This is a genomic window from Promicromonospora aerolata, from assembly GCF_042682255.1.
GTDB lineage: Bacteria > Actinomycetota > Actinomycetes > Actinomycetales > Cellulomonadaceae > Promicromonospora > Promicromonospora aerolata.
Map to the genome: position 1 here is coordinate 2,962,725 of NZ_JBHUHF010000001.1, position 25,539 is coordinate 2,988,263.

The window sequence follows — 25,539 nt, forward strand, 5'->3', positions numbered from 1 at the left end:
CGGCCGCGAAGGGTTGACGTCCACGGCATCGCCGTGGAGGATCACCCTCATCCATGATGACGTCAACATTCGTCCGCGTACGCGCCGCTGTTGACGTCAACATCCGCACTGCACATACCGACCCGTCGCACTGACGCGAGAGGAGGGCTCAACGATGAGCTCGATCAGAAGGAACACAGGACGACGGCGCGCAGGCGTCGTCCTGGCGGCGAGCGCGCTGCTGGCGGCCGGTATGCCACCGGCGACCGCCGCCACTGCCGCCCTACCCGAAACCGCCAAACCCGCCACGACCCCCACGACCACCACGACCTCCGGCGCATCCACCCCGGACGCACCGGGGGTGACCGTGCGTCCGGACCCGTCGTACGCGGGCCAACCGTTCGAGGGCTGGGGCACGAGCCTCGTGTGGTTCGCCAACGCAACCGGCGACTACCCGGACGAGGTCCGGAACGAGCTCGCCGACATGCTGTTCGGCGACGACGGGATGAACCTCAACATCGCCCGCTACAACATCGGCGGCGGCAACGCCCCCGACGTGCCCGACTACCTGCGAGCGGGCGCCGACGTCGAGGGCTGGTGGAAGGCACCCGACGGCACCACCCGCGAGGACGTCGACTGGTGGGACCCCGAGAATCCCGAGCACTGGAACCCGGACGCCGACGCGACCCAGCGCTGGTGGGTCGACCGCATCAAGGACGACATCACCCACTGGGAGACGTTCAGCAACTCCCCGCCCTGGTTCCAGACCGTCAGCGGCTACGTCTCCGGTGGGTTCGACTCCAACGCCGACCAGCTCAAGCCGGGCAGCATCGACGACTTCGCCGCCTACGTCGTCGGCGCCACCGAGCGCCTCGAGGACGCGCACGGCATCGACGTCGACACCATCGACCCGTTCAACGAACCGAACACGAACTACTGGGGCACCCAGCTCGGCGCCGACGGCAACCCCACGGGCGGCCGCCAGGAGGGCGCCCACATGGGACCCGGCCTGCAGCAGCAGGTGATCCCGGCCCTCGCGGACGCCATCGGCGGCTCGACGACGGATGCCGTCATCTCCGCGATGGACGAGACCAACCCGGGCCGGTTCGCCACCAACTGGAACGCCTACCCGGACGCGGTGCGCGACCAGGTGGCCCAGCTCAACGTGCACACCTACGGCACCGGCCAGCGCACCACCGTGCGCGACATCGCCAAGGGCGAGGACAAGCCCCTGTGGATGAGCGAGGTCGGCGGCTCCTGGTCCACCACCGGTCAGGACTTCGAGTCCATGGAGTCGGGCCTGGGCAGCGCCCACCAGATCGTGGACGACCTGCGCGAGCTCGAACCGTCCGCGTGGGTGTTCTGGCAGCCCGTCGAGGACTACGACAACATGGCGCCCGGCGGCGAGAGCCCCGAGGGCGGCAACTGGGGCGAGATCCAGATCCCGTTCTCCTGCACTGCACAGGACACGCTCGAGACCTGCCCCATCTACACGAACACCAAGTACTGGGTCACCCAGAACTTCACGCACTACATCACCCCGGGTGACCGGCTGATCGGCGTGGACGACACCGACAGCACCGCTGCCGTGTCCGCCTCGGGTTCCGGTGCGACCGTCGTGCACGTCAACGACAGCACGGCGGACCGGGACGTCACCCTCGACCTCTCCGGCTTCGCGGACGTCGCCGCCGGCGCGACGGTCACTCCCGTCGTGACCGACGTCGACGGTTACCTCGTCGAGGGCGAGCCGGTGCCCGTGCAGGACGCCGCCGCCACGCTCACCGTGCCCGCGGAGTCGGTCACGACCTTCGTGGTGGACGGCGTGTCCGGCGTCGCGGCCGCCGCCGCGCTGGCGCAGGAGGGCCACGTGTTCCGGCTCGACGGCGTCCAGTCGGGCCTCTCCCTGGCGCCCGACGGCGACGGCGGCGTGCAGATCTCGACCGACGACCCCGCTGCTGCCTCGCAGCTGTGGACGCTGGACGCCCTCGGCGCTCCCGAGGGCTCCGGTACCCACCGCACGCGGTACGCGGTGACCAACGTGGGCACCGGGGAACTGCTCGCGGTCGGTGCGGACACGTCCGCGGTGCTGACCGACGCGCCGGCCGACGGCGCCGATACGCCCGACGCCGCGCGCTGGGTACTCTCCACCACGGGTGACGGCACGTACACGCTGGTCAACACGGTATCCCGCACCCTGCTGGAGGTGGGCGGAGAGGCCAGGGCCGACGGGTCGCCCGTCGGCACCTATCTCGCCAACTCGAACTCGAACCAGCGCTGGGCGGTCGTCGACGAGACCGTGCTCGGCACGAAGCCGGTCGACGCGTTCACCCTCCCGGGAACCGCACCGGAGCTGCCGGAGACCGTCACGCCCGTTTACCCGAGCGGGTCGCGCGGCGCGTTGTCCGTGACCTGGGACCTGCCCGGGAACGACACGTGGGCACAGGCCGGCGTCGTCGAGGTGACCGGCACCGTGACCGTGCCGGCGGGCGGCACCGTCGAGGCCACCGCGACCGTGGTCGTCGACACCCTGGTCCGGACGTTGCCCGCCCAGGGCGCCGCGTACGTGGGCGGCACGGCCGAGCTGCCCGCTCAGGTCACCGCGGTCGCCGCCGGCGGACCGCACGTCGAGCGCCCCGTGACCTGGGACGAGGCACCGGACGGCGCGTTCTCCGACATCGGGGTGGTCGAGCTGACCGGAGCCGCCGACGCCGGGGACGGTACGACGCTGCCCGCGACCGTGCGGGTGCTGGTCGCCGAGCCGGGCGAGGGGAACGCAGCCCGCACGGACGGCACCACGGCGTCGGCCACCTACACCGAGCCGGGCTACCCGGCCGAACGGGTCGTCAACGGTGACCTGGGCGACAAGGGCTGGTCCAACTGGCGCTCCGGCACCAAGAACCCGGAGGACACGCTGACCGTGAACCTGCCCGCCGAGCGGGACGTCACCCGCGTCGTCACCCACTTCTTCCGGGACGGCTCGCACCTGAGCTGGGCGAGCGAGGTGGCGCTCGAAGCCCGGGTCGACGGCGCGTGGCAGGCCGTCGGGACCCCGGTTCCCGTCACGTCGGACGGCGCGGCGCCGGTCGTCGAGCTCCCGGCCGGTCTGCGGACCGATGCCGTGCGGGTGGTCATGACCGCCCAGGAGAACACGCACATGATCGTCAGCGAGATCGAGGTGCTGGCGAAGGTTCCCGGTGACCCCTCGCCGGTCTGGGACGCGTCGGTGAAGTACCGCGCCGGGGCCGAGGTCTTCCACGACGGGGCCTTCTACCGTGCGGCCCGGCCCGCGCACCAGGAACCGGGCGCCTCGGCCCGCGGACCGTGGCAGGAGATCGTCCGGTCCGGGGACGGCACCGCGGTCTGGACGACGTCGCGGGCCTTCGCGACGGGCGACGTCGTGGTGCACGACGGCGAGCGGTACCGGGCGACGCGGATCTCTCGCGGCGCGGAGCCCGGGGAGCGGCACGAGGCATGGCAGGCCGTCGGGTCCTGACCCTGACCCGCGCGACCGGATAGCCCGGACAGAACGGCCCCGCCGGCCCGGCGGGGCCGTTCTGTCGTGCGTCCGGGGCCGCTCGGCCCGCGCGTAGGCTCGCTCCGTGACCCTCTTCATCGATCCGCCGGCCTGGCCCGCCCACGGGACCCTGTTCTCCCACCTGGTCTCGGACGGGTCGCTGCGAGAGCTCCGCCTCTTCGCCCGGGCGGCGGGCGTGCACGACCGGGCGTTCGACCTCGACCACTACGACGTGCCGGCAGAGCGATACGACGCCCTGGTCGCGGCGGGTGCGGTGCCCGTCGACGGCGGCGACCTGGCCCGACGTCTGGCAACCTCCGGCCTGCGGGTCTCGGGCGGCGAGCGGAACCGCGCCAAGCGGGCGGCCCTGCTGACCCGCTGGGACGGTCTGTGGGCCGACCCGAGCCTGGCGCGCACCGCGGGCGAGGAGCTGGTGGACCGCTGGCGCGAGCCGCACCGGGTCTACCACTCCACCTTGCACCTGGCCGTCGCCCTCGACGCGCTGGACTCCATCGCTCCCGGCGTCCAGCTCTCCGAGCGCGCCATCTGGCGGGCCTGCCTCGCCCTGTGGTTCCACGACGCGGTACACGACGGCGTCGCCCAGCAGGACGAGGAACGTTCCGCGGCCCTGGTGGGCGAGCTGCTCGGCCCGCTGGCCGGGGCGGAGGTCACGAACCAGGACGTCGACGAGATCGCCCGCCTCGTCCTGGTCACTGCGGACCACGCCCCCGCGCCGGACGACGTCGTCGGCGCCCTGGTCAGCGACGCCGACCTGGCGGTGCTGGGTGGCACCCCCGCCGTCTACACCCGGTACACCCGCCAGGTCCGCGCCGAGTACTGCGACGTACCGGACGCGCTGTTCCGCTCCGGCCGGTCCCAGGTGCTCCGCACGCTCCTCGACGGTGGCCCGCTGTTCCGCACCGGTCCGGGCGCCGCACGCTGGCAGCCGGCCGCGGACGCGAACCTCCGCGCCGAGCTCGCGACCCTGGCGGCGTGAGAAGCCACGTGGTCGGCAAGATGTCAGGGGATCGGCATTCCGGGCTGCCGATCATGTGACCTTCTACCGACCACCCGCCCGCGCCGCGGCCGCTGCCACTGCCGCGGCACGGACGGGGTACGGTTCCGGGCGTGACTCCCCTCAAGGTCGCCGCCATCGTCGCGGGTGTGCTTGCCGTCGCCTTCACCGTTCCCGTCGCCGTCGTGCAGGGCACCGGCCACACCCGCGTGCGGCACGGCGCGAGCGAGATCGAGAAGGCCGACGCCGTCATCGTGCTCGGTGCCGGGCTGCGCACCGACGGGACACCGTCGACGTACCTGCGGCGGCGCGTCGAGGCGGGCGCGGAGCTCTACCGCGCCGGGATCGCGCCGACGGTCATCCTGAGCGGCGACGCGCACGACAACGCCGACGGCACCCGGTACGACGAGCCCGGTTCGATGCGCGGCTGGCTCCGGGACAACGATCTCGGCGTCCCGGACGACGCGATCGTGCTGGACCGCGAGGGCTTCAACACGACCGCCACCTGCCGGCGCGCCTACGACCTGTACGGGGCACGCACCGCCGTCGTCGTGACGCAGGACTACCACCTGCGCCGCACCCTCTACTCGTGCGTGGAAGCCGGGCTCGACGCCGTCGGCGTGGGCGTGAGCGCCGCGAGCTCGGTACCCGTGCAAGCGGCGTGGTGGCACGTGCGGGAGCTGCCGGCGAGCTGGAAGGCCGCGGTCCGCTCGCTGGCCCGCCGCCGCCCCCGCTGACCCGTCACCTCTTCTTCGGCGTGACCCAGAGATGGATCGTGCCCTCGACCACCACGGTCCCGTCGGCCAGCACCCCGCGCACCCGCACGGGCAGGTCGCGGTCGTCGCCGTCCCACTGGGCCTGGTCGGTCTCGGCCACGCACGTGACGTCGCCGGTCGACCTGGCGAGGTAGGCGACCTCCATGCCCTTCGGCAGCCAGCGCTTGTCGTCGGGCACGGTGGCCTCGGCGAGCGTGCCCATGGCCATCTCGAGCCCGTTGCAGACGGCGATCGCGTGCACCGTGCCGATGTGGTTGCGGTTGCGCCAGCGGTGCGGCACCACTACCTCGCCGTAGTTCGGCCGCATGTCGACCACGCGCGGAGCCATGGTGCCGAAGTACGGCGCCTTGAAGGAGTACACCGCGCTGAAGATCCGCTTGCCGAGCAGCCCGCCGATCACCGGCAGGCTGTTCGCGGACTTCCAGAAGGCGTGGAGCTGCGTCGTCATGCGGGCGAGCGTACCCGCGCCGGTGACGACCGTTCACGCCACCGTCGTTCACGCCACCGTCGTGACGCCACCGTCGTGACGCCACCGTGCGCCGCGCCCGCGACTCACGCCATGCGCAGCTTGCGCATCGCCTCCAGTGCCGTGGTGAGCACGCGACTCGGGGTGTCGCCGCCCAGCCCGTAGAGGCTGTCGAGCGAGGCACCGAACCGGGCACCACGCGCGGTCACGACCGTCTGCTGGCGCGTGAGCCCGTCGATCGACGCCGCCCCGTGCCGGCCGCCCAGGCCGGAAGCCTTCCAGCCGCCGAGCGGCGCCGAGACGGAACCCCACGTCATCGTGTACCCGTCGTTGATCGCCACCGAGCCCGTCTCGATCCGCGCCGCCACCCGGCGCGCCCGGCCCACGTCCCGGGACCAGACGGCGGAGTGCAGCCCGTACTCGGTGTCGTTCATGACGGCGACGGCGTCCTCGTCGCAGTCGACACGCGTGATCGTGACGACCGGGCCGAAGGTCTCCTCGCGCGTGACCACGGCCTGCGCCGGGACATCGTCGAGCACGGTCGGGGCGTAGAAGTACGGGCCGACGTCGGCACGGTGCACCCCGCCGGCGAGCACGCGGGCGCCGCGAGCCAGTGCGTCGTCGACGTGCGCCGTCACCTTGTCGAGCTGTGCGGCGGAGGTCAGTGAGCCCACGTCCGCCGAGTAGTCCAGGGCCGGGCCGAGGCGCAGGCTCCGGACGGCACGCACGAACTTCGCGACGAACTCCTCGGCGACCGCCTCGTGCACGACCAGGCGCTCGATGGACACGCAGAGCTGCCCAGCGTTGGAGAAGCAGGCGCGCACGATGCCCGGAACCACCGCATCGACGTCGACGTCCTCGGTCACGTACAGCGCGTTCTTGCCGCCCAGCTCGAGCGTGGCGCCGATGAGGCGCTCCCCCGCGCGCGCCGCGACCTTGCGCCCCGTCGCGGTGGAGCCGGTGAACGCGATGTGGTCCACGTGCTCGATCAGCGCCTCGCCGACCTCGGGCCCGCCCGCGACCACCTGGAACAGGCCGGCGGGCAGGCCGGCGTCGTCGAGCGCCTCGGCGGCCCACAGCGCGGTGAGGGTGGTCTGGGGGTCGGGCTTGAGCACCACGGCGTTGCCGGCCAGGAGAGCGGGCAACGCCTCGGAGAGCGCGAGCACCAGCGGATAGTTCCACGGCGAGATCGCTCCCACCACGCCGACCGGCCTGCGGTGCACCTGCACGCCCGCGAGCAGGGGGACCATGCCGAGCGCGCGGCGGGATGACAGGTAGCGCTCGCCGCGCACGGCGTAGTGCCTGGCCACCTGGGCGATGTCCGCGATCTCCTCGAAGGCGGCGCGGCGCGACTTGCCGGTCTCGAGCTGCACCAGGTCGAGCGCCTCGGACTGCCGCTCCAGCACGATGCGGCCGAGCCGCTGGAGGACTCCTGCACGGTCGCGCACCGACAGGCGCGCCCAACTTCGCTGCGCCACCCGCGCCCGGACGACGCACGCGGCGACGTCCTCCGTGGAAGACACCGGGAACGTCACGAGCGGAGCGCCCGTGAACGGGCACATGGTCCTGTGCGTGCCCGATCCCTCGGAGGTCGCGATCCGGGCCACGAGCGGAGCCATCACCCCCGGCTCGAGGACAAAGGTGCCCTGCGGGTGCTCCGGGTCGAGCACACCGCCGACCGCACCACTAGCCGCTGCGTCGGCTGCTGCGTCGTCGATCATGGCGGCCACCCTACGCGCAAAACCCTGCGCCACGTATTGACAGGTGTGTGAAACTAACTTTCACGCCGCCGATGTCGCAGCGCCTTCACCTCGCTCGACACGACCTCAGTCGGACGGGATCCAGCGGCCCAGAACCGTGCACTCCTGGTCTGCGTAGCCCAGCCGGCCGTAGAAGCCGAGCACGTCGGCGTTACCGGTTCGCACCATGAGCTGGATCTTGCGCGCACCGCGTGCCACGAGCCAGGCCTCGGCCGCGACCACCGCCGCCCGGCCCAGACCCGTGCTCCGCAGCTCGGGCGCGACGGCCACGTAGTAGAGCCAGCCCCGGTGCCCGTCGTGGCCCGCCATCGCCGTCGCGGCCACACGGCCGTCGGCCCGCGCCACCAGGACGGTCGAACCGTCCCCCGCTCGCGCCTCGGCGATGTCGACGTACGGGTCGTTCCAGGGACGGGTCAGCTCGCACGTCTTCCACAGCTCGACGACCTGCTCGACGTCGGCGTCGGTGATCTCCACGAACTCGCCGTCGGCCACGGGTGCCGCCGCGAGGACCGGGGCGAGCGGCTCGCCGTCGGGCAGCGTGCTCATCGCGGCTGGTACGGCGACACGACGACCTCGACCCGCTGGAACTCCTTGAGGTCGGAGTAGCCGGTGGTCGCCATGGCACGCCGGAGCGCGCCCACGAGGTTCAGGGTGCCGTCCGCCTGCTTGCCCGGACCGAAGAGGATCTCCTCGAGCGTGCCCACGGTGCCCACCTCGACCCGCTCACCACGCGGCAGCTGCGGGTGGTGCGCCTCGGGCCCCCAGTGGAAGCCCTGGCCGGGCGCCTCTGCGGCACGCGCGAGCGCGGCACCGAGCATCACGGCGTCGGCGCCGCAGGCCACGGCCTTGACGATGTCGCCGGAGTGGCCGACGCCGCCGTCGGCGATGACGTGCACGTAGCGGCCGCCGGACTCGTCGAGGTAGTCGCGGCGCGCCGCCGCGACGTCGGCCATCGAGGTCGCCATGGGCGCGTGGATGCCGAGGCTGACGCGCGTCGTGTGGGCGGCGCCGCCACCGAAGCCGACCAGCACGCCCGCCGCTCCCGTGCGCATCAGGTGCAGCGCCGCGGTGTACGTCGAGGCTCCGCCGACGACGACCGGGACGTCCAGCTCGTAGATGAACCGCTTGAGGTTGAGCGGCTCCGCGTTGCCCGACACGTGCTCCGCGGAGACCGTGGTGCCGCGGATGACGAACAGGTCGACGCCGGCGTCGACCACCGTCTTGTAGAACTCCTGCGTGCGCTGCGGGGTGAGGGCACCTGCCACCGTGACGCCGGCGGCCCGGATCTCCTTGAGCCGCTGCGTGATGAGCTCCGGCTTGATGGGCTCGGAGTAGATCGCCTGCATCCGCCGCGTCGCCTCGTCGCCCGGCAGCGCCGCGATCTCCTCGAGCAGCGGCTCGGGCGACTCGTAGCGCGTCCACAGACCTTCGAGATCGAGCACACCGAGACCGCCGAACCGGCCCAGCGCCACGGCGCTGCTCGGGCTCATCACCGAGTCCATCGGGGCCGCGACGATCGGCAGGTCGAAGTGATAGGCGTCGATCTGCCAGCCGACCGAGACGTCCTTCGGGTCGCGCGTGCGCCGCGAGGGCACCACCGCGATGTCGTCGAAGGAATAGGCGCGCCGCCCGCGCTTGCCACGTCCGATCTCGATCTCGTTGCTCACCCGCCAAGCCTACCCACCGGACCAGACGAAGCACGCCGGTTCCGGTGATGTGCGCGGGTGGGGCGAACCACACTGTCAGTGAGCGGTGGCAAGGTTCTCCATGGCCGCACCGGGCGGCCGTGCCGCGCGCGGCGCGCACGACCCAGAAAACCCGGACGAGCAGGGAGGACACCATGAACGAGACCTGGATCAACGGGCCGCTGCTGGGCTTCGACACCGAGACCACCGGGGTGGATGTCGCGGGCGACCGCATCGTCACGGCAGCCCTCGTGCTGCGCACTCCCCGGGTGGGCACGGAGGTCCGTACCTGGCTGATGGACCCGGGCGTCGAGATCCCGGCGGAGGCCGCTGCCATCCACGGCATCTCCACGGAGCACGCCCGCGCTCATGGGGTCCACCCCCGGGAGGCCCTCGAGGAGATCGCGACCGAGCTCGCCACCCACCTGGCCGACGGCGTGCCCGTCGTCGCCTACAACGCGGCCTTCGATCTCTCGCTGCTCGACTCGGAGCTGTTGCGTCACGGGCTCAAGACCCTCCCGCAGCGCCTGGGCCACCCGGTCGAGCCGGTGGTGGACCCGCTGGTCATCGACCGGTGGCTGGACCGGTACCGCGCCGGCAAGCGCCGCCTCGGTGACCTGTCCCAGTGGTACGGCGTCACGTCGGACGGCGACCTCCACACCGCAGAGGTGGACGTGCTGGCCACGCTCGACGTGCTGGAGGCACTGGCACGCCGGTTCCCGCAGCTCGAGCGGATGCCGCTCACCGACCTGCATCAGCAGCAGATCGGCGCGCACCGCCAATGGGCCGTGAGCTTCAACGAGTGGCGCCGCGAGCAGGGGCTGGACGGACCCGGTGCGTCGGGCGTGTGGCCGGTGCAGTACTCGGCCGCACTCTGACTGGACAGCGCACCGACCGGAACTTGTTCAGCGGTTGGTCGAGCCTGCCGAGACCGGCGTCTCGACAAGCTCGACCACCAGAGGGCTCACACGCAGAGGGCTCAGAAGCCGCTGTAGTTCGGTGACTCGACGGTCATCTGCACGTCGTGCGGGTGGCTCTCCTTGAGCGACGCCGAGGTGATCCGGATGAACTTACCGTTGGCCTGGAGCTCCGGAACGGTCCGCGCACCGGTGTAGAACATCGTCTGGTGCAGCCCGCCGATGAGCTGGTGCGCCACGGTCGACAGCGGACCCTTGTAGGCCACCTGTCCCTCGATGCCCTCGGGCACGATCTTGTCGTCGCTCGTGACCTCGGCCTGGAAGTAGCGGTCCTTGGAGTAGGACTTCTTGCCCCGCGAGGACATGGCGCCCATCGAGCCCATGCCGCGGTACGTCTTGAACTGCTTGCCGTTGACGAGCACCAGGTCGCCCGGTGTCTCCTCGCAGCCCGCGAACAGCGAGCCCAGCATCACGGAGTCGGCGCCGGCCACGATGGCCTTGCCGATCTCGCCGGAGTGCTTGAGACCGCCGTCGGCGATGACGGGCACGCCCGCCGGCTTGCAGGCCAGTGACGCCTCGTAGACGGCGGTGATCTGCGGTACGCCCACGCCGGTCACGACGCGCGTGGTGCAGATCGAGCCAGGTCCGACGCCCACCTTCACGGCGTCCGCGCCCGCGTCGACGAACGCCTGGGCGCCCTGCCGGGTGGCGACGTTGCCGCCGATCACCTGGACGTCCCTCGTGGCCGGGTCGGTCTTGAGGCGCTTGACCATGTCGATCAGCATGCGGACGTTGCCGTGCGCGGTGTCGGCGACCAGCACGTCCACGCCGGCCTCGATCAGGTCGGTGGCGCGCTGCCAGGCATCGCCGAAGTAGCCGATCGCCGCACCGACCATGAGGCGGCCCTGGCTGTCCTTGGACGAGTCCGGGAACTGCTCGGACTTCACGAAGTCCTTGACGGTGATCAGCCCGGTGATGCGGCCGTCGGGGTCGATCAGCGGGAGGCGCTCGAGCTTGTGCTTGCGCAGCAGCAGCGTCGCGTCGTCCCGCGAGATGGTCGACGGGCCGGTGATCAGCGGCTGGGGCGTCATCACCTCGTCCACCTTGGTGGTGCCCCACTCGGCGACCGGCGTGAAGCGCAGGTCGCGGTTGGTGACCATGCCGATCAGCCTGTTGTCGGCGTCGACCACGGGGAAACCGGAGATCCGGAACTGGCCCGCGAGGGTGTCGAGCTCCTCGAGCGTGGCGTCCGGGCCGATGGTGACGGGGTTGGTGATGATGCCGGTCTGGGTCCGCTTCACGAGGTCGACCTGGTAGGCCTGGTCCTCGATCGAGAGGTTGCGGTGCAGCACACCGAGGCCACCCTGCCGGGCCATGGCGATGGCCATGGCCGACTCGGTGACCGTGTCCATCGCCGCGGAGAGCAGCGGGATCTTGAGCGAGATCTCGCGCGTCAGGCGCGACGTCGTGTCGATGTCCGACGGTGCCAGGTCGGAGTAACCCGGCTGCAGCAGGACGTCGTCATAGGTGAGCCCGAGGAATCCGAACGGGTCGGCCGGCGCGGTCTGGTCCGTCATGCAGCAAGTCTACGACCCGAGCGGCCACAGATCCTGGCCGGGCGAACGGACGTGCCCGAGGCGTGCGTCACCTCGCCTTGATGACGGCCAGCACCTCGTGCAGCAGCCCGGTGAACGACCGGACCCGCTGCACCGTGGGCCCGAACGGCAGGTCCGTCGCAGCGGCGTCGGCCCGCAGCCCGACGAAGATCGGCAGGTCCGGGTAGCTCTCGTTCACCGCGTGCACGACGTCGAGGTCCGGCTTGGTCTGCGTGGTGGCCAGCACGACCGCCGTCGGACGGACCATGGTCACCAGCTCGACCGATCGGTGGGTGCTCGCGGGGCCGGTGACGATCCGGGCCATCGAACCCTGCGCGGCCAGTGCCGCGGCGAGCGCGTGCGCCGACAGCGGCACCACCTCGTCGGGTGCGGCGAACACGAGGACGATCTTGCGCATCCGGCTCGGGTGGTTGGCCGGGGGGCCGCCCGCCTCGACCATCGCACGCTCGAACTCCTCGGTGTAGTTGCGCAGGGCGCGCAGCGCCGAGGTCGCGAGCACCACCTCCGGCATCTCGCCCGGGCCGGCGAGGACCGTGCGTTCCGACAGCCGCAGCCACGCCGGCTCGACCAGGTCGGTCCACCACGTCGCCGGGTCCCCCTCGGGGCCCAGCACGAGCAGGTTGTCGCAGGCGGTGCGACTGTAGGCCAGTGCCGCATCGACGAGTGCGGAGACCCGGCCCGACGTCGGCGCCGGCGACGAGGCCGCACGCGGTCCGGCAGCGACCGGGGCGTCACCGCCGGTCGCCCCACCGGGCAGGGCCCGCAGCCGTGCCCGGCCGCGGGGCTCCTCCGGCTGCTCGTCGCCCGGCGGCGGACCCGGTGCGTCCGGCTCGTCCCCGTCCTGGTCGTCGCTGGTCGCGGTCGGCGCCTCCACGGTGCCGAGGAACGTCTCGGCGAACTCCGGCTCCAGGGACTCCGGGTCGCCCTCGACCCGCACCGTGGGCAGCGCGGGCGCCGTCCGGGTGGCCACCTCCAGCTCGGCGTCCCCGGCCTCGACCGCGGCCCGTGCCGCGTCCACCGGCGCCACGCCCTCGAGCGTCAGGCGGCGCATCACGAGGAGCCGGGCGACGTCGTCCGGGGTGTAGCGGCGGTGCGAACCGGCGGTGCGGCCCGACGGGCCGAGCCCGTACCGGCGGTCCCACGTACGGAGGGTGGCTGGCGCGACCCCGAGGCGTCTGGCTACGGCGGCGACGGCCAATCCGGGGCTGGATGTACGTGACCCGCCCGAGCTCTGGGCAGGCCGCGAAGAAGTCATGGACTCGATTCTGCCGACCTGGACCTCTCTGCGCCACTGCGAAACCCGGCGTGCCGCCGATCTCGGTGGAATCCAACTCAGAACGGAACAAAACCGGTCAGGCCTGACGCGCTTGCCTGCCCCGATTCGCCGCACAATCGGAGAAATTGCCCCTTGAACAACTTCTGCACAACTTGTAGGTTGTTCGGCATGACGGAGATCTCGAGGCTTCCCGGTCCGGTAATGGAACTGTGGGAATGGCAGTACCAGGGTTCCTGCCGCGACGCGGACGACACCCTGTTCTTCCACCCCGAGGGCGAGCGCGGGTCGACGCGCCGCAGGCGCGCCGAGGCCGCCAAGGCGATCTGCCGCTCCTGCCCCGTGATGATGCAGTGCCGCGAGCAGTCGCTCCGCGTCCGTGAGCCGTACGGCGTGTGGGGCGGGCTCAGCGAGGACGAGCGGTCGGCCATCCTCGCCGGCAAGTCCGTCTCCGCCTGAACCACTTTCGCACCGGCGCCCGTCGACGGGTCAGTCCTGCGGCATCGCCGCCGCAGGTCCCGCCGGGCGACCAACCCCTCGCGTGACCAGCTCCTCGCGCGACCAACTGCTCCGCGCGACCAAGATTCCGCGCGACCAACTTCGACGAACAACTTCTCCGGGCGCGGCAAGAGCCCCGCACCGAACGGTGCGGGGCTCTCGTCTTCTACCTGGCGTGAGCTGGTGTCAGCTCACGACCACGGCGAGGACGTCGCGGGCGGAGAGCACGAGGTACTCCTCACCCGCGTACTTGACCTCGGTGCCGCCGTACTTGGAGTAGATCACCTTGTCACCGACGGCGACGTCCAGCGGCACACGGTTGCCGTTGTCGTCGATGCGGCCCTGGCCAACGGCCAGAACCTCGCCCTCCTGGGGCTTCTCCTTGGCGGTGTCCGGGATGACCAGGCCGGAAGCGGTCGTGGTCTCGGCTTCGAGAGCCTTGACGACGATCCGGTCCTCGAGCGGCTTGATGGGGACCGACACGTCGGACCTCCTCTTTCGTGAGCGGATCGAGAGATCAGCTGCGTGATGGACGTAAGTGGCTCGAACGTTCGACCGTCCGCCGTCGTCGCGGGTGCCGGCGGGCACGAACGTCTGGGTTCTCCCCCGCGGGCCCGTGAACGGGATGCCGCAGCGGTGAACACCCCAAATCTAGGTCGGTGCTAGCACTCGGTCAAGGCGAGTGCCAATCGCGTGGACCTGCTCACACCCTGCGGAGCCGACTCGCCGTCGCCACACCGAAAACTCACCATCCCGGTGAAAAGGTTGCACCCGGTCGCTCGTCACCACCAGGCCAGACGTGGAAAGATCTTCCCATGGATGCGGCGATTCTGAGCAAACTGCTCAGCCCCGACGGCTGGGCCCTGCTGGGCGCCCTTCCGCCCTACGACGAACGACACGCGATGAAGACCGTGACCACGCTGCGTGCCCAGGGCATCGCGCCGGACCTCGCGGCCGCCGTGGTCACCCAGTCCAGGCTCCGCGCCCGGGCGCGGAGCAAGTTCGGCGACTTCGCGGACGGCATGCTCTTCACCGCGGACGGGCTGGAGCAGGCCACCCGGCTCCTCGTCGCCGCGCTGCACGCCCGGCGCTACCTCGACGCCGGCGTCACGATGCTCGCCGACCTGACGTGCGGCATCGGCGCCGACTCTCTCGCCTTCGCCGGTACCGGCCTCCGTGTCGTGGCGACGGACCTGGACGAGTGCACCGCCGCCATCGCGCAGTGGAACCTGCGCCACTTCCCCGAGGCGGACGTGCGCCACGCGGACGGACTGGCCCTCGACCTGCGCGCCGAGGGCGTCGAGGGCGTCTACGCCGATCCGGCCCGCCGCTCGAGTGGCGGCTCGGGCGGGCGGAGCCGCCGGATCTTCGACCCGCGTGCCTACGAGCCGCCGCTGGATTCCGTGTGGGCGCTGCGCGACACCGTCGCGGCGGTCGGCATCAAGGTCGGTCCGGGCATCCCGCACGAGGGACTCCCTGACGACGCGGAGACGCAGTGGGTCTCCGTCAACGGCGACGTGGTCGAGGCCGGGATCTGGTTCGGCCCGCTCGCGCCCGACGGCCCCGGCCGCACGGCGCTCGTGCTGCGCACGTTCACCGACGACGACGGGAAGGAACACACGCTGAGCCGCACCGTGCGGGGGTCCGACGTCGTGCCGGACGTCGGGGACGTGGGCCAGTACCTCTACGAACCCGACGGCGCGGTCATCCGTGCCGGTCTCGTGGGCCAGGCGGCCGCCGAGCTGGGCGGGCGCCTCGTCGACCCGACCATCGCGTACGTCACCACGGACCGCCCGGCCGAGCTGCCGCCGGTCCGCCCCACCGAGTCGGCCGGGGCGCAGGCGCCGATCGCCACCGGTTACCGGGTGCTCGACACCATGCCGTTCGGCCTGAAGCGGCTCAAGTCTTACCTGCGTGACCGCAACGTCGGCCGCATCACGATCAAGAAGCGGGGCACCGCGGTGGTGCCTGAACAACTTCGCAAGCAGCTCGTGCTCACCGGGACCGAGGAGGCGACGATCGTGCTCACACGCGTGGCAGGCAACCAACGGATACTGCTCGTCGAACCACTGGGACCGGTATGAGCTCGCCGGCCCGTCTCGGCTTCGGTGAATCCCCCCGCTCGACGGTGGGCCTCGAATGGGAGATCGGGCTGGTCGACTCCCGCACCGCCGACCTGTCCCAGGCCGGGCCGGAGGTGCTCGCCGCGGTCGCACGCGACGTCGGCGCGCCCCGGCAGAGCCCCACCGGCGGCTACGCGCCGCACGTGACCGGTGAGTTCATGAAGAACACCGTCGAGCTGGTCACCGGCGTCTGCCGCACGGTGGCCGACGCCGGGACGGACCTGACCCGCAGCCTCGACCAGGTCCGGACGGCGACCGACCGGCTGGGCCTGGACCTCATGGGCGGCGGGACGCACCCGTTCGCGCGGGGCGCGGACCAGCAGGTGGGCGACAAGGAGCGCTACAGCCGCATCATGGAGCGCAGCGGGGTCTGGGGCACGCACCTGATCATCTGGGGGCTCCACGTCCACGTCGGGGTCGAGCACCGCGACAAGGCGCTCCCGCTGATGCGCGCGATGCTCACCTATTTTCCGCACCTGCAGGCACTGTCGGCCGGGTCACCGTACTGGGCCGGCGAGCACACGGGATACGCCTCCAACCGGTCCCTGCTGTTCCAGCAGATTCCCAGCTCGGGGCTGCCGGTCCCGTTCGAGACCTGGCAGGAGCTGGAGGCGTACGCGGGCGACATGCTGCACGTCGGCGCGGTCGAGGCGTTCAACGAGGTCCACTGGGACGTGCGCCCGTCGCCGACGTTCGGCACGCTCGAGGTACGGGTCTGCGACGGGCCGACCAACCTGTCCGAAGCCCTCACGCTCGCAGCCCTGGTGCACTGCCTCGTGGAGCACCTGTCCACCCAGCTCGACCAGGGGCGGGCCCTGCCGGTGCTGCCGACCTGGTTCGTGCAGGAGAACAAGTTCCGTTCCGCGCGCTACGGCCTCGACGCCACGGTCATTCTCGACGCCGAGGGCAACCAGGGGCCGCTCGTCGACGCCGTCGGCAAGCTGCTGGTCGAGCTCGAGCCCGTCGCGCACCGGCTCGGGTGCGCGACGGAGCTCGCGGGCGTGCGGGACATCGTCCGCTCCGGACCGTCCTACCGGCGGCAGCAGGCGGTGGCCGCGGCCCACGACGGCGACCTGGTGTCCGTCGTCCGCGCGATGGTCGAGGAGATGCACACCGGCCGGCCGCTGCCCACCTGACCCGCTCAGACGACCTGTGCGACCTCGTCGAACTCGAGACGCGGGGCGCGCGGGCGGCTGGTGTCGGCGCCCTCGACCGCACTGACGTTCACGACGAGGAAGCCCTTCCAGCCGCTCTCGGCGAAGAACTCGGCGTCGATCCCGTCGTAGAGCCCGTGCATCGGGCCGGCGGCCAGGCCCGCCGCCCGCAGGCCCACCACGAGGTAGCCGGCCTGCAGCAGGGCGTTGGTGCGTGCGGCGTCGGCGCGGGCCGCGTCGTCGCCGGCAAAGATCTCGCGTGCGCCCGGCAGGTGCGGAACCAGGACGTCGAGACGCTCGTGGAACTCGGGGTCATAGGCGAGCACCAGGGTGACGGGTGCGTTCGCGACGCGCTCCTGGTTGCCCTCGGGCATGGTCGCCACGAGCCGCTGCCGCGCCTCCGGCGTACGGACGACGAGCACGCGCAGCGGGCTGACGTTCATCGCCGTGGGCCCCCACTTGATGAGGTCGTAGACGGCGGCGAGCTGCTGGTCGGTCACGTCGGACTCGGCGAACGACGTCACGGTGCGCGCCGTGCGGAAGAGCCGGTCGGCGGTCACGTCGTCGATGGCGAGGCCAGTGGCCTCAAGCGTCTCAGTCATGCCCGCGTCAACACGATAGCCCCGGGCGATCGTTCCAGATTCAACTATGACGCCCACCACAGGCGGGGCGTCACCCACCGCACCGCCGCGACCAATTAGGCTGGAGCACATGGCAGAACCCCTGGTCCTCGGCATCGAGACCTCCTGCGACGAGACCGGTGTCGCGCTGGTCCGCGGAAACGAGCTGCTGGTCGACGCCGTCGCCAGCTCGATGGAAGAGCATGCCCGCTACGGCGGCATCATTCCCGAGGTCGCCAGCCGCGCCCACCTCGAGGCGATGATCCCCACCATCCAGAAGGCGCTCGGCGAGGCCGACGTCGACCTGTCCGAGGTCGACGCGGTGGCCGTCACCGCCGGTCCTGGCCTCGTGGGACCGCTCACCATCGGGGCGTCGGCGGCGAAGGCTCTGTCGATCGGGCTGAACAAGCCGCTGTACGGCGTGAACCACGTGATCGGCCACGCGTGCGTGGACCAGCTCGTGGACGGCCCCCTACCAGAACGCGCGATGGCGCTCGTGGTGAGCGGTGGCCACAGCTCGCTCCTGATGGTGGACGACATCGCCACCGACGTCACCGAGCTCGGCTCCACGCTGGACGACGCCGCGGGCGAGGCCTTCGACAAGGTCGGCCGCCTGCTCGGGCTCCCCTACCCCGGCGGCCCGCACATCGACCGGCTCGCCCGCGAGGGCGATCCCTCCGCCATCCGGTTCCCGCGTGGCCTCACCGCGGCGAAGGACCAGGCGAAGCACGCGTACGACTTCTCGTTCTCCGGCCTCAAGACGGCGGTCGCCCGCTGGGTCGAGGCACGCACCGACGCCGGACAGGCCATCCCGGTGCACGACGTCGCCGCGTCGTTCGCCGAGGCGGTCGCCGACGTCCTCACCACCAAGACGATCGCCGCCTGCCACAAGCACGACGTCGACACGCTCGTGATCGGCGGGGGCTTCTCGGCCAACAGCCAGCTGCGCGAGATGGCGGCCAAGCGGTGCGCCGAGGCCGGGATCGACCTGCGCATCCCGCCGATCCGGTACTGCACCGACAACGGCGCGATGATCGCTGCGCTGGGCTCCGCCGTCGTGCGCGCCGGGGTCGCCCCCAGCAACCTGGACATCCCGGTGGACTCGTCGATGCCGCTGACCACCATCACGGTCTGACGACGTTCCCGCGTAGGGACCCTGGGCTCTACGCTGCCTCCCGTGCCTGTCAGAACGCTGGAGAAGCTCGAGCCGGCCCCCGTCATCGAAACAGCCCGCCGACTGCGCGACCGGGTCGGCGCCCGGTTCCCCGGCCGCGGCATCCAGCGGGTGGCGCAGGAGCTCGCTGCCCTGACGGAGCAGGTGGCGGATACCTCGGCCGACACGCGACGGCGCAGCCGTCTCGTCCGGGCCGGGTCACGAGGCCTGATCGCCGTCGTGGTGCTGGTCGCGCTGGTGGCGTTCGGGTTCGCCGTCGAGGCGGCGTTCACCGAGGCACCGGACAACGGGCTGGACTGGCTCCCGCTCATCGAGAGTGCCGTCAACGACCTGGTCTTCGTCGCGATAGCGGTCGTGGTGCTGCACTCCGTACCCGAGCGCGTCCAGCGCACCGACCTTCTGGCCAAGCTCCACCGGCTGCGGTCGCTGGCCCACATCATCGACATGCACCAGCTCACCAAGGAGCCGGAGAGCCTGCGGGACGCGTTCGAGGACGCCGACGGCGACCTCACGCCCGAGCAGGTCGAGTACTACCTGGAGTACTGCACCGAGCTGCTGTCGCTCGTGGCCAAGGCCGCGGCGCTGTGCGCGGAGGAGTCGCAGGACGATGTCGTGCTGAACACGGTGTCGACGATCGAGACCCTCACCATGGGCATGTCCCGCAAGGTCTGGCAGAAGATCACCGTGCTCAGCGAACAGCGCACCACGACCTGAGGTCCCCGGCACGACCGCCGGTCGGGCTCACGCCCCGATGGCGACCTCGCGTGCCGGGTCGTTCGACCACTGCGACCACGAACCCGGGTACAGGGCCGCGTCGACACCCACCACCGCGAGCGCGGCCACCTCGTGCGACGCCGTGACTCCCGAACCGCAGTACACGCCGGTCGAGCGGGCGTGCCCCGAGCCGGTCGAACCCGTCGACACCCCCAGCTCACCGAAGCGCCGCCTCAGGTCAGCGGTCGACAGGAACCGACCGTCCGTGCCCAGGTTCTCGGTGGTCGGCGCGCTCGCCGCCCCGGGGATGTGCCCGGCCTGCGGGTCGACGGGCTCCACCTCGCCGCGGTAGCGCTCGGCGGCCCGTGCGTCGAGGAGCACCCCGTCGCCGTCGGCCAGGGCGGCCGCCTCGTCGGCGTCGAGCACGGGCATACCGCCCGGCTGCGCGACGACGTCGCCCGGCTCGGGCGTCACGTCACCCGGTTCGAGGACGAGCCCTTCCGCGGACCAGGCGGCGAGGCCGCCGTCGAGGATGCGCACCGCCCGCACACCGAAGTACCGCAGCAGCCACCAGGCGCGGGCCGCGGAGGTGCCGCCGACGGAGTCGTAGACCACGACGTGCGAGTCCCCCGAGACGCCCCAACGGCGTGCGGCCTGCTGGAACGCCGACGTCGACGGTAACGGGTGCCGCCCGGCGGCAGGCGACGCATGCGCGGCGAGCTCGGTCTCGAGGTCCACGTACACCGCGCCAGGGACATGGCCGGCGCGGTACTGGTCGCGACCGTCGGTCATGCCGAGCGCCCAGCGGACGTCGAGGACGACGGGGCGCCCCTCGACCGGGTCCGGCCCGCCACCGACCTGCAGGTCCGCCGCCAGCGTCGTCGCGTCGACCAGTACTCGTTCTCTCATCGTGTGGCACCTCTCATCGTTGGCTGCCGACCCGGTTCCAGGCGGCGTTACGCCCGGTGCCGTCGACGTTCACGACGCCCTCTGCACGCAGCATGTATGTGCTCGGGTAGGACGTTTCGGCAACGCTACGCCGCGTCCCCCGCCTCGTCGTCCGGGGCATCCGGTGTGTCCGGGGCGTCGACCGGAGCGTCCGCCACGGGGTCGGCGGCGGCCGCCAGGTCGAGACGCATCGTGAACGCGTCCATGTTCTCCGGCTGGTAGTAGCGCTTGCGCACGCCGAGGACCTCGAACCCGAACTCCCGGTACATCGCGATGGCCGGGGCGTTGTCGACGCGCACCTCCAGCAGCACGGCCTCGGCCTTGACCTTGCGCGACCGCTCGATCAGGGCCGCCAGGAGCTGCCTGCCCACGCCGTGCCGCTGGGCGGCCGGGTCGACGCCGATGGTCATGACCTGCGTGACGTCCCCGTCGAACCACAGGCCCGCGTAGCCGACGATGGGCTGGTCACCCGCGCGGTCGAGCCGCTCCGGCTCCGCCACGATGTACCAGCGGCCGAGCCCGGCGAGCTCGTCGGCGAGCATCCCGTAGGTCCAGGCGCCGCGGCCGAACAGCTGACGCTCCAGCTCCAGCACCCGATCGAAGTCCGCGTTGCGCAGCGGGCGGAGCCGCACCTCCGTGATCATGCGACACCCCCGGTGGAAGCAGCGGCGGCCGAGCCGGCGCCGGTGGCCGGGCCGGTCGCGGCACGTGCCGGTTCGTGCACGTCCGGCCGCCGGAGGTACAGGGGCTCGGACGGCTGTTCCTCGCCCGCGGCGCGGCGCACGAGCGCCAGCCGGGCCAGGACCGTCGCGTCGGGCACGAGCGGCGCATCGTCGGCCACCGGCAGGAACTCCGGGTAGAGCATCGCTCCCTCACCGATCACGACGGGCAGCTGCCCGTCCTCGGTCTCGGGCGGCGCGAGCTGCGCCTGGGCGACGAACCCGGCCCGGTCGACGTCAGGTCCCGCGAGCCGTTCGGCGACCGGAAAGCCGTGCGGGCCTTCGAGCGCGACCACGCGGTAGCGCGCCCAGTAGACCTCCTTGCGGCGCGCGTCGGAGGTCGCGAGGATCTCCGTGCCGGGCCTGAGCCCGAGGTCGCTGACGGCCTGCACGGCCAGTGCATCGAGGCTGGGCACCCCCAGCACGGGGATGCCGAGCGTGAGCGCGAGCGTGCGCGCCGTGACCAGTCCGACGCGCAGGCCGGTGAACGGGGCGGGCCCCGTACCTGCGACGACGGCGGTCAGATCGCTGGGCTCGACGCCCGCCTCGGCGAGGACCTCCTCGATCAGGGGCGCGAGCGACTCGGCGTGCCGGCGGCGCTCGTCCGAGGTCCGGGACGCGAGGCGCGCGCCGTCATCGGAGACGAGCGAGACGGCGACGGCTGCTGAGGTATCGAGAGCAAGAACGGCCACATGACCAGGGTATTACGCCGGCCGCTCAGTCCAGCAGCGCAGCCAGGTCCACGCCGGCCCAGCGCTGCCCGACGGCGCGGATCGTCGCCTTGCGGGTCCCCGCCTCCGGGTCCTCCTCCGCGGCCACACCCGGGTCGAACGACGGCGCCCCGCGCGGGCGCTCCAGGTCGATCTCCAGGCGGTCGTCCGCGAGCGCCTCGGCCAGGCCGCGCCCCCACTCGACGACGGTCACGGAGTCCTCGAGGGACGAGTCGAGGTCGAGCGCGTCGAGCTCGCTCAGACCGCCGAGCCGGTAGGCGTCGACGTGTACCAGCCCGGGCCCGTGCGTCCCGTCGGCGCGGGGCAGCGCCGGGTGCTCGCGCGCCACGATGAACGTGGGCGACGCGACCTGGCCGCGTACGTTGAGCGACGCGCCGATCCCCTGGGTGAGGGTGGTCTTCCCGGCGCCGAGGTCGCCCGTGAGGATCACCAGGTCCCCCGCGTGCAGCTCCTCGGCGAGAGCTGCGCCCAGTGCGCGCGTCGTCTCGGCGTCGCGCAGCTCCAGCGTCACCACCTCCGACATCGCGGTGTCGCCCTGTTCTCCTGCTGCCCCGCTCACGCGGTCTCCTTTCCTGCCGTGCCCGCGTACACGCGCGGGACGCGCGCGCCGAGGCGCGTCACGATCTCGTAGCTGATGGTGCCGGCGGCCTGTGCCCAGTCCTCCGCGTTGGGCGCGCCGGCGCGGGCCAGCCCGTCGGACGCGCCGAACAGCGTGACCACGTCACCGGCCTGCTCCGGAGCGTACGGGCCGAGGTCGAGCATCACCTGGTCCATGCACACACGACCGGCGATCCGCAGCACGCGGGCGGTGCCGAGGCCGGCATCGGGTGCTGCGACGTCGCCCACGCCGCCGCCCACCAGGACGGGGCCGCCGGGGCCGAGCGAGCCGCCCGAGGCGTGCCGCGGGATCCCGTCCCCGTACCCGAGCGGGATCACGCCGAGCACGGTGTCCTGCGTCGTGGTGTAGAAGTGGCCGTACGAGACGCCGCGGCCGGCCGGCACCCGCTTGACGGTGGCGAGCCGCGCTTCCAGCGTCATCGCGGGGCGCAGCCCGTAGTCGCCCGGTGCACCGAGGTGCGGGACGGGAGACAGCCCGTAGACGGCGATTCCCGGGCGGACCAGGTCGTAGTGTGCCGCCGGGTTGGTGAGGGTCGCGGCGGAGTTCGCGATGTGCCGCACCTCGAGCGGCATGCCCGCCGCCTCGACGGTGCGGATCGCGTCCTCGAAGGCGTGGGTCTGCATCTTCACCGACGGGTCGTCGGGCTCGTCCGCGAGGGCGAAGTGCGACATGAGCCCGATGACCGTGAGCGCACCGTCCGCCTGCAGCGCCGCGGCCCGGTCGAGCACGGCGGGCAGGTCCTCCGGGGTGACCCCGTTGCGGCCGAGCCCGGTGTCGACCTTGAGGTGCACGCGGGCGGTGCGGCCGGCCGCGCGGGCGCCGTCGGCCACCTCGTCGAGGGCCCAGGGTGCGGCGACCGCGATGTCGACATCCTGCCGGACCAGCTCGGCGAACGGTGCTCCGGGTGCGTAGAGCCAGGACAGGACGCGGGGTGCAGGGCCGACGGCGGCGCGGATGGCCAGCGCCTCGGTGCCGTGTGCCGCGCCGAGCCAGGTGGCACCGCCCGCGAGCGCCGCCCGGGCCGCGGGTGCCAGCCCGTGGCCGTACGCGTCAGCCTTGACGACAGCCATGACCTGCGCGGTCGGGGCAGCCGCCCGCAGGGCGCGCACGTTGTCGCGGATCGCGTCCAGATCGACGACCGCGCGGGCGGATTGGTCGGGCGTGGTGCTCATCGCACCGATTCTTGCACCTGTCCGACCACGGCGGACCGGTCAGACGCCCAGGTCGCTCAGGTGACCTGCGCGTCTGACAGCTCCAGGGGCGTCGGACGGGCCCATTCACTGAGGGTGCGGCGCGACTCGAAGCGGCGCGGGCGCCCGGACAGCGGGTCGGTGAGCTCGAGCGATCGGGACAGGAGCTGCAGGGGACGGTCGAAGTCGTCGGGGTCGGTGTCCCGGAGCTCGGGCCAGAACGGGTCGTGCAGGATCGGGAGTCCGAGGGACGCCATGTGCAGGCGCAGCTGGTGGGTCTTGCCGGTGTGGGGCTCCAGCCGGTAGAGCCCCAGGCCGCGCGCCTCGTCGACGGCGGCGAGGGTGATCAGGGACTCGGCGTTCGGCTCACCGGGGACCTCCTCGGCCCGGGTGACGCCGCGCCGCTTCACGATGCGGCTGCGCAGGGTGACGGGCTCGCCCGTGGCGACCCGGGCGGCGTCGGGCGACACGGGGCCCGACGGCGTCAGCGGCGCCACCGCCTCGTAGACCTTGCGTACCGCGCGGCGCGCGAACGCCTCCTGGTACGGGCCCCGCACCTCCGGCCGCACGGTGAGGACCAGCACGCCGGCCGTTCCGCGGTCGAGCCGGTGCGCCGGCGAGAGCTCCGGCAGGTCGAGGGCGATCCGGAGGCGCACCAGCGCGGTCTCCCGCACCCAGCGCCCGCGCGGCATCGTCGCGAGGAAGTGCGGCTTGTCCACGACCAGCAGGTCCTGGTCGTGGTGGAGCACCTCGGGCTCGAAGGGGATCCGCTCCTCATGGGTGGGCGGGTCGCGGTACAGGTAGAGGAACCCGCGCGGTTCGTACGGCGTCGTCGGGGTGAGGGGCTCCCCGCGGCCCGTGACGATCTCCCCGAGCGCCAGCTTCTCGAGCAGGCGTGCCTCGTCGTCGTGGAAGCGGTGCAGGAGGTAGTCGAGCGCGAGCGGGAACCGCGCGATCACGTCGGGGTCGTGCGGGAGCACCAGCCGGGTGGGGTTGAGTCCGTCCCGCACGGGCAGTGGCGGTCGGTGCTTGGCGGGTCCGGGCGTACGCACGTCGTCAACCTAACCCGACGGGGCGCGCTACCGGACCGCGCTACCGGTCAAGAGAGGGTTCCGTTGGTCCGGGCAACGGGTGGAGGATGGGCGGGTGACCCTCTACGACATTCCCTTCCACACGATGGACGGCACCGAGATCTCGCTGGCCGAGCACCAGGACGACGTCGTGCTCGTGGTGAACGTGGCCTCGCGGTGCGGCCTGGCACCGCAGTACGAGACCCTGGAGAAGCTGCAGAAGAAGTACCAGGACCGGGGCTTCACGGTGCTGGGCTTCCCCAGCAACCAGTTCCTGCAGGAGCTGAGCTCGAACGAGAAGATCGCCGAGTTCTGCTCCATGACGTACGGCGTCACGTTCCCCGTGCTCGACAAGATCAGGCTGAACGGCCGGCACGCTCACCCGCTCTACGAAGAGCTCAAGAAGACGGAGGACGCCGGAGGCCACTCGGGCAAGATCCGCTGGAACTTCGAGAAGTTCCTGGTCCTGCCCGGCGGCGACGTACGCAGGTACTCACCGAAGACCCTGCCGGACGACCCGGCGATCGTCGGCGAGATCGAGGCGCACCTCCCCCGCTGAGGTCGAGGCCACCGAGGTCGAGGCCACCCGGCGGCGGCAGGCTCAGCAGTCCCCCGCTGCCAGGGTGAGCCGCATCGCGACCGGCACCACGTCCGAGGCGTCCCCGAGCCAGCCGATCCAGACCCTGGTCAGGCCCAGCTCCCGGCCGGGATCCGGCTCCTCCGCGATGAGGTTGTGCTTGCTCACGAGCGGCAGGGCCGTGAGCTCGCTGACGGTCAGAATGTCGATGACCAGCACGTCCACCCGATCGAGGCCGAACGCGAGCCAGTCCTGACTCACTCGCAGCGAAAGCGTGTCGAGTGCTGAGAGGCGGGACATCACTGCACTGAATGCTGTATCTGTCATGCAGCCTTGACGCTCGGACCGCTCGGAGGTCACAGCACTTCTCGGAAATGTTGCACCCAGTTTTTTCCGGGCTC

25 protein-coding genes are annotated in these 25,539 nt (G+C 71.9%); 10 read left to right on the plus strand and 15 right to left on the minus strand.

Going from position 1 to position 25,539, the window contains the following annotated elements:
* Positions 1-154 precede the first annotated feature (154 nt).
* The 3 genes from ACFSL2_RS13220 (at position 155) to ACFSL2_RS13230 (ending at position 5,245) form a co-directional block, all read left to right on the plus strand.
* Positions 155-3,472 carry an RICIN domain-containing protein gene (locus tag ACFSL2_RS13220; protein WP_377198315.1) on the plus strand — a complete coding sequence of 1,106 codons (3,318 nt, stop codon included), beginning with the start codon at positions 155-157 and terminating at the stop codon, positions 3,470-3,472.
* 106 nt (positions 3,473-3,578) lie between these two features.
* A complete protein-coding gene (locus ACFSL2_RS13225; RefSeq protein WP_377198316.1) occupies positions 3,579-4,490 on the plus strand; it encodes a DUF4031 domain-containing protein in 912 nt (303 codons plus the stop codon).
* 131 nt (positions 4,491-4,621) lie between these two features.
* Positions 4,622-5,245 (plus strand): SanA/YdcF family protein, encoded by a 624-nt coding sequence (locus tag ACFSL2_RS13230; RefSeq protein ID WP_377198317.1) that lies wholly within the window; start codon positions 4,622-4,624, stop codon positions 5,243-5,245.
* A 4-nt stretch (positions 5,246-5,249) separates the two neighbouring features.
* Here the strand turns inward: ACFSL2_RS13230 and ACFSL2_RS13235 are convergent, their stop codons facing one another.
* From ACFSL2_RS13235 to ACFSL2_RS13250, 4 genes are all read right to left on the minus strand, one after another.
* Positions 5,250-5,732 (minus strand): hotdog fold domain-containing protein, encoded by a 483-nt coding sequence (locus ACFSL2_RS13235; protein WP_377198318.1) that lies wholly within the window; start codon positions 5,730-5,732, stop codon positions 5,250-5,252.
* A gap of 104 nt (positions 5,733-5,836) precedes the next feature.
* On the minus strand, positions 5,837-7,471 hold the full coding sequence (locus ACFSL2_RS13240) for a succinic semialdehyde dehydrogenase (protein WP_377198319.1): 1,635 nt from the start codon (positions 7,469-7,471) through the stop codon (positions 5,837-5,839).
* A gap of 105 nt (positions 7,472-7,576) precedes the next feature.
* Positions 7,577-8,056, minus strand: a complete 480-nt coding sequence (locus tag ACFSL2_RS13245) for a GNAT family acetyltransferase (RefSeq protein ID WP_377198320.1) — start codon at positions 8,054-8,056, stop codon at positions 7,577-7,579.
* On the minus strand, positions 8,053-9,177 hold the full coding sequence (locus tag ACFSL2_RS13250; RefSeq protein ID WP_377198321.1) for a GuaB3 family IMP dehydrogenase-related protein: 1,125 nt from the start codon (positions 9,175-9,177) through the stop codon (positions 8,053-8,055). The genes ACFSL2_RS13245 and ACFSL2_RS13250 overlap by 4 nt, the downstream gene beginning before the upstream one ends.
* A 173-nt stretch (positions 9,178-9,350) precedes the next feature.
* Here ACFSL2_RS13250 and ACFSL2_RS13255 point away from each other — a divergent pair, with 173 nt between their 5' ends.
* Positions 9,351-10,073: an exonuclease domain-containing protein gene (locus tag ACFSL2_RS13255; RefSeq protein WP_377198322.1), complete on the plus strand. Its 723-nt coding sequence runs from the start codon at positions 9,351-9,353 to the stop codon at positions 10,071-10,073.
* A gap of 101 nt (positions 10,074-10,174) precedes the next feature.
* On the opposite strand, the gene guaB is transcribed toward ACFSL2_RS13255, so the two are convergent.
* Together guaB and ACFSL2_RS13265 are read right to left on the minus strand one after the other, a co-directional pair.
* On the minus strand, positions 10,175-11,689 hold the full coding sequence (gene guaB / locus ACFSL2_RS13260; protein WP_377198323.1) for an IMP dehydrogenase: 1,515 nt from the start codon (positions 11,687-11,689) through the stop codon (positions 10,175-10,177).
* A gap of 67 nt (positions 11,690-11,756) precedes the next feature.
* Complete coding sequence (locus ACFSL2_RS13265) at positions 11,757-12,983, minus strand: MerR family transcriptional regulator (protein ID WP_377198324.1); 1,227 nt, start codon at positions 12,981-12,983, stop codon at positions 11,757-11,759.
* 189 nt (positions 12,984-13,172) lie between these two features.
* On the opposite strand from ACFSL2_RS13265, the gene ACFSL2_RS13270 reads away from it, so the two are divergent.
* A complete protein-coding gene (locus ACFSL2_RS13270) occupies positions 13,173-13,460 on the plus strand; it encodes a WhiB family transcriptional regulator (RefSeq protein ID WP_274993201.1) in 288 nt (95 codons plus the stop codon).
* 225 nt (positions 13,461-13,685) lie between these two features.
* Here the strand turns inward: ACFSL2_RS13270 and groES are convergent, their stop codons facing one another.
* Positions 13,686-13,982: a co-chaperone GroES gene (groES, locus tag ACFSL2_RS13275; protein WP_253869104.1), complete on the minus strand. Its 297-nt coding sequence runs from the start codon at positions 13,980-13,982 to the stop codon at positions 13,686-13,688.
* A 332-nt stretch (positions 13,983-14,314) separates the two neighbouring features.
* On the opposite strand from groES, the gene ACFSL2_RS13280 reads away from it, so the two are divergent.
* Both ACFSL2_RS13280 and ACFSL2_RS13285 read left to right on the plus strand, forming a co-directional pair.
* A complete protein-coding gene (locus ACFSL2_RS13280) occupies positions 14,315-15,583 on the plus strand; it encodes a class I SAM-dependent methyltransferase (protein WP_377198325.1) in 1,269 nt (422 codons plus the stop codon).
* On the plus strand, positions 15,580-16,758 hold the full coding sequence (locus ACFSL2_RS13285; protein WP_377198326.1) for a glutamate--cysteine ligase: 1,179 nt from the start codon (positions 15,580-15,582) through the stop codon (positions 16,756-16,758). Before ACFSL2_RS13280 ends, ACFSL2_RS13285 begins: the two co-directional genes overlap by 4 nt.
* Before the next feature lie 5 nt (positions 16,759-16,763).
* Here the strand turns inward: ACFSL2_RS13285 and ACFSL2_RS13290 are convergent, their stop codons facing one another.
* Positions 16,764-17,378, minus strand: a complete 615-nt coding sequence (locus ACFSL2_RS13290; protein WP_377198327.1) for a malonic semialdehyde reductase — start codon at positions 17,376-17,378, stop codon at positions 16,764-16,766.
* A gap of 109 nt (positions 17,379-17,487) precedes the next feature.
* Here ACFSL2_RS13290 and tsaD point away from each other — a divergent pair, with 109 nt between their 5' ends.
* Positions 17,488-18,531, plus strand: a complete 1,044-nt coding sequence (gene tsaD, locus ACFSL2_RS13295; protein WP_377198328.1) for a tRNA (adenosine(37)-N6)-threonylcarbamoyltransferase complex transferase subunit TsaD — start codon at positions 17,488-17,490, stop codon at positions 18,529-18,531.
* A 42-nt stretch (positions 18,532-18,573) separates the two neighbouring features.
* Positions 18,574-19,284, plus strand: coding sequence for a hypothetical protein (locus ACFSL2_RS13300; protein WP_377198329.1), 711 nt, complete (start codon positions 18,574-18,576; stop codon positions 19,282-19,284).
* Positions 19,285-19,311: 27 nt separating this feature from the next.
* Here the strand turns inward: ACFSL2_RS13300 and ACFSL2_RS13305 are convergent, their stop codons facing one another.
* The 6 genes from ACFSL2_RS13305 to ACFSL2_RS13330 form a co-directional block, all read right to left on the minus strand.
* The gene (locus ACFSL2_RS13305; RefSeq protein WP_377198330.1) at positions 19,312-20,193 is read right to left on the minus strand and encodes a sulfurtransferase; all 882 of its coding nucleotides are present in this window, start codon (positions 20,191-20,193) and stop codon (positions 19,312-19,314) included.
* Between the two features lie 125 nt (positions 20,194-20,318).
* Positions 20,319-20,876: a ribosomal protein S18-alanine N-acetyltransferase gene (gene rimI / locus ACFSL2_RS13310; RefSeq protein WP_377198331.1), complete on the minus strand. Its 558-nt coding sequence runs from the start codon at positions 20,874-20,876 to the stop codon at positions 20,319-20,321.
* On the minus strand, positions 20,873-21,643 hold the full coding sequence (tsaB, locus tag ACFSL2_RS13315; RefSeq protein WP_377198332.1) for a tRNA (adenosine(37)-N6)-threonylcarbamoyltransferase complex dimerization subunit type 1 TsaB: 771 nt from the start codon (positions 21,641-21,643) through the stop codon (positions 20,873-20,875). Before tsaB ends, rimI begins: the two co-directional genes overlap by 4 nt.
* A gap of 25 nt (positions 21,644-21,668) precedes the next feature.
* Complete coding sequence (gene tsaE / locus ACFSL2_RS13320) at positions 21,669-22,205, minus strand: tRNA (adenosine(37)-N6)-threonylcarbamoyltransferase complex ATPase subunit type 1 TsaE (RefSeq protein ID WP_377200821.1); 537 nt, start codon at positions 22,203-22,205, stop codon at positions 21,669-21,671.
* A gap of 32 nt (positions 22,206-22,237) precedes the next feature.
* A complete protein-coding gene (alr, locus tag ACFSL2_RS13325; RefSeq protein WP_377198333.1) occupies positions 22,238-23,473 on the minus strand; it encodes an alanine racemase in 1,236 nt (411 codons plus the stop codon).
* A 56-nt stretch (positions 23,474-23,529) separates the two neighbouring features.
* Positions 23,530-24,543 carry a pseudouridine synthase gene (locus tag ACFSL2_RS13330; RefSeq protein ID WP_377198334.1) on the minus strand — a complete coding sequence of 338 codons (1,014 nt, stop codon included), beginning with the start codon at positions 24,541-24,543 and terminating at the stop codon, positions 23,530-23,532.
* Between the two features lie 94 nt (positions 24,544-24,637).
* Here ACFSL2_RS13330 and ACFSL2_RS13335 point away from each other — a divergent pair, with 94 nt between their 5' ends.
* On the plus strand, positions 24,638-25,120 hold the full coding sequence (locus tag ACFSL2_RS13335; RefSeq protein ID WP_377198335.1) for a glutathione peroxidase: 483 nt from the start codon (positions 24,638-24,640) through the stop codon (positions 25,118-25,120).
* 42 nt (positions 25,121-25,162) lie between these two features.
* On the opposite strand, the gene ACFSL2_RS13340 is transcribed toward ACFSL2_RS13335, so the two are convergent.
* Positions 25,163-25,438: a hypothetical protein gene (locus tag ACFSL2_RS13340; protein WP_377198336.1), complete on the minus strand. Its 276-nt coding sequence runs from the start codon at positions 25,436-25,438 to the stop codon at positions 25,163-25,165.
* Positions 25,439-25,539: the final 101 nt, after the last annotated feature.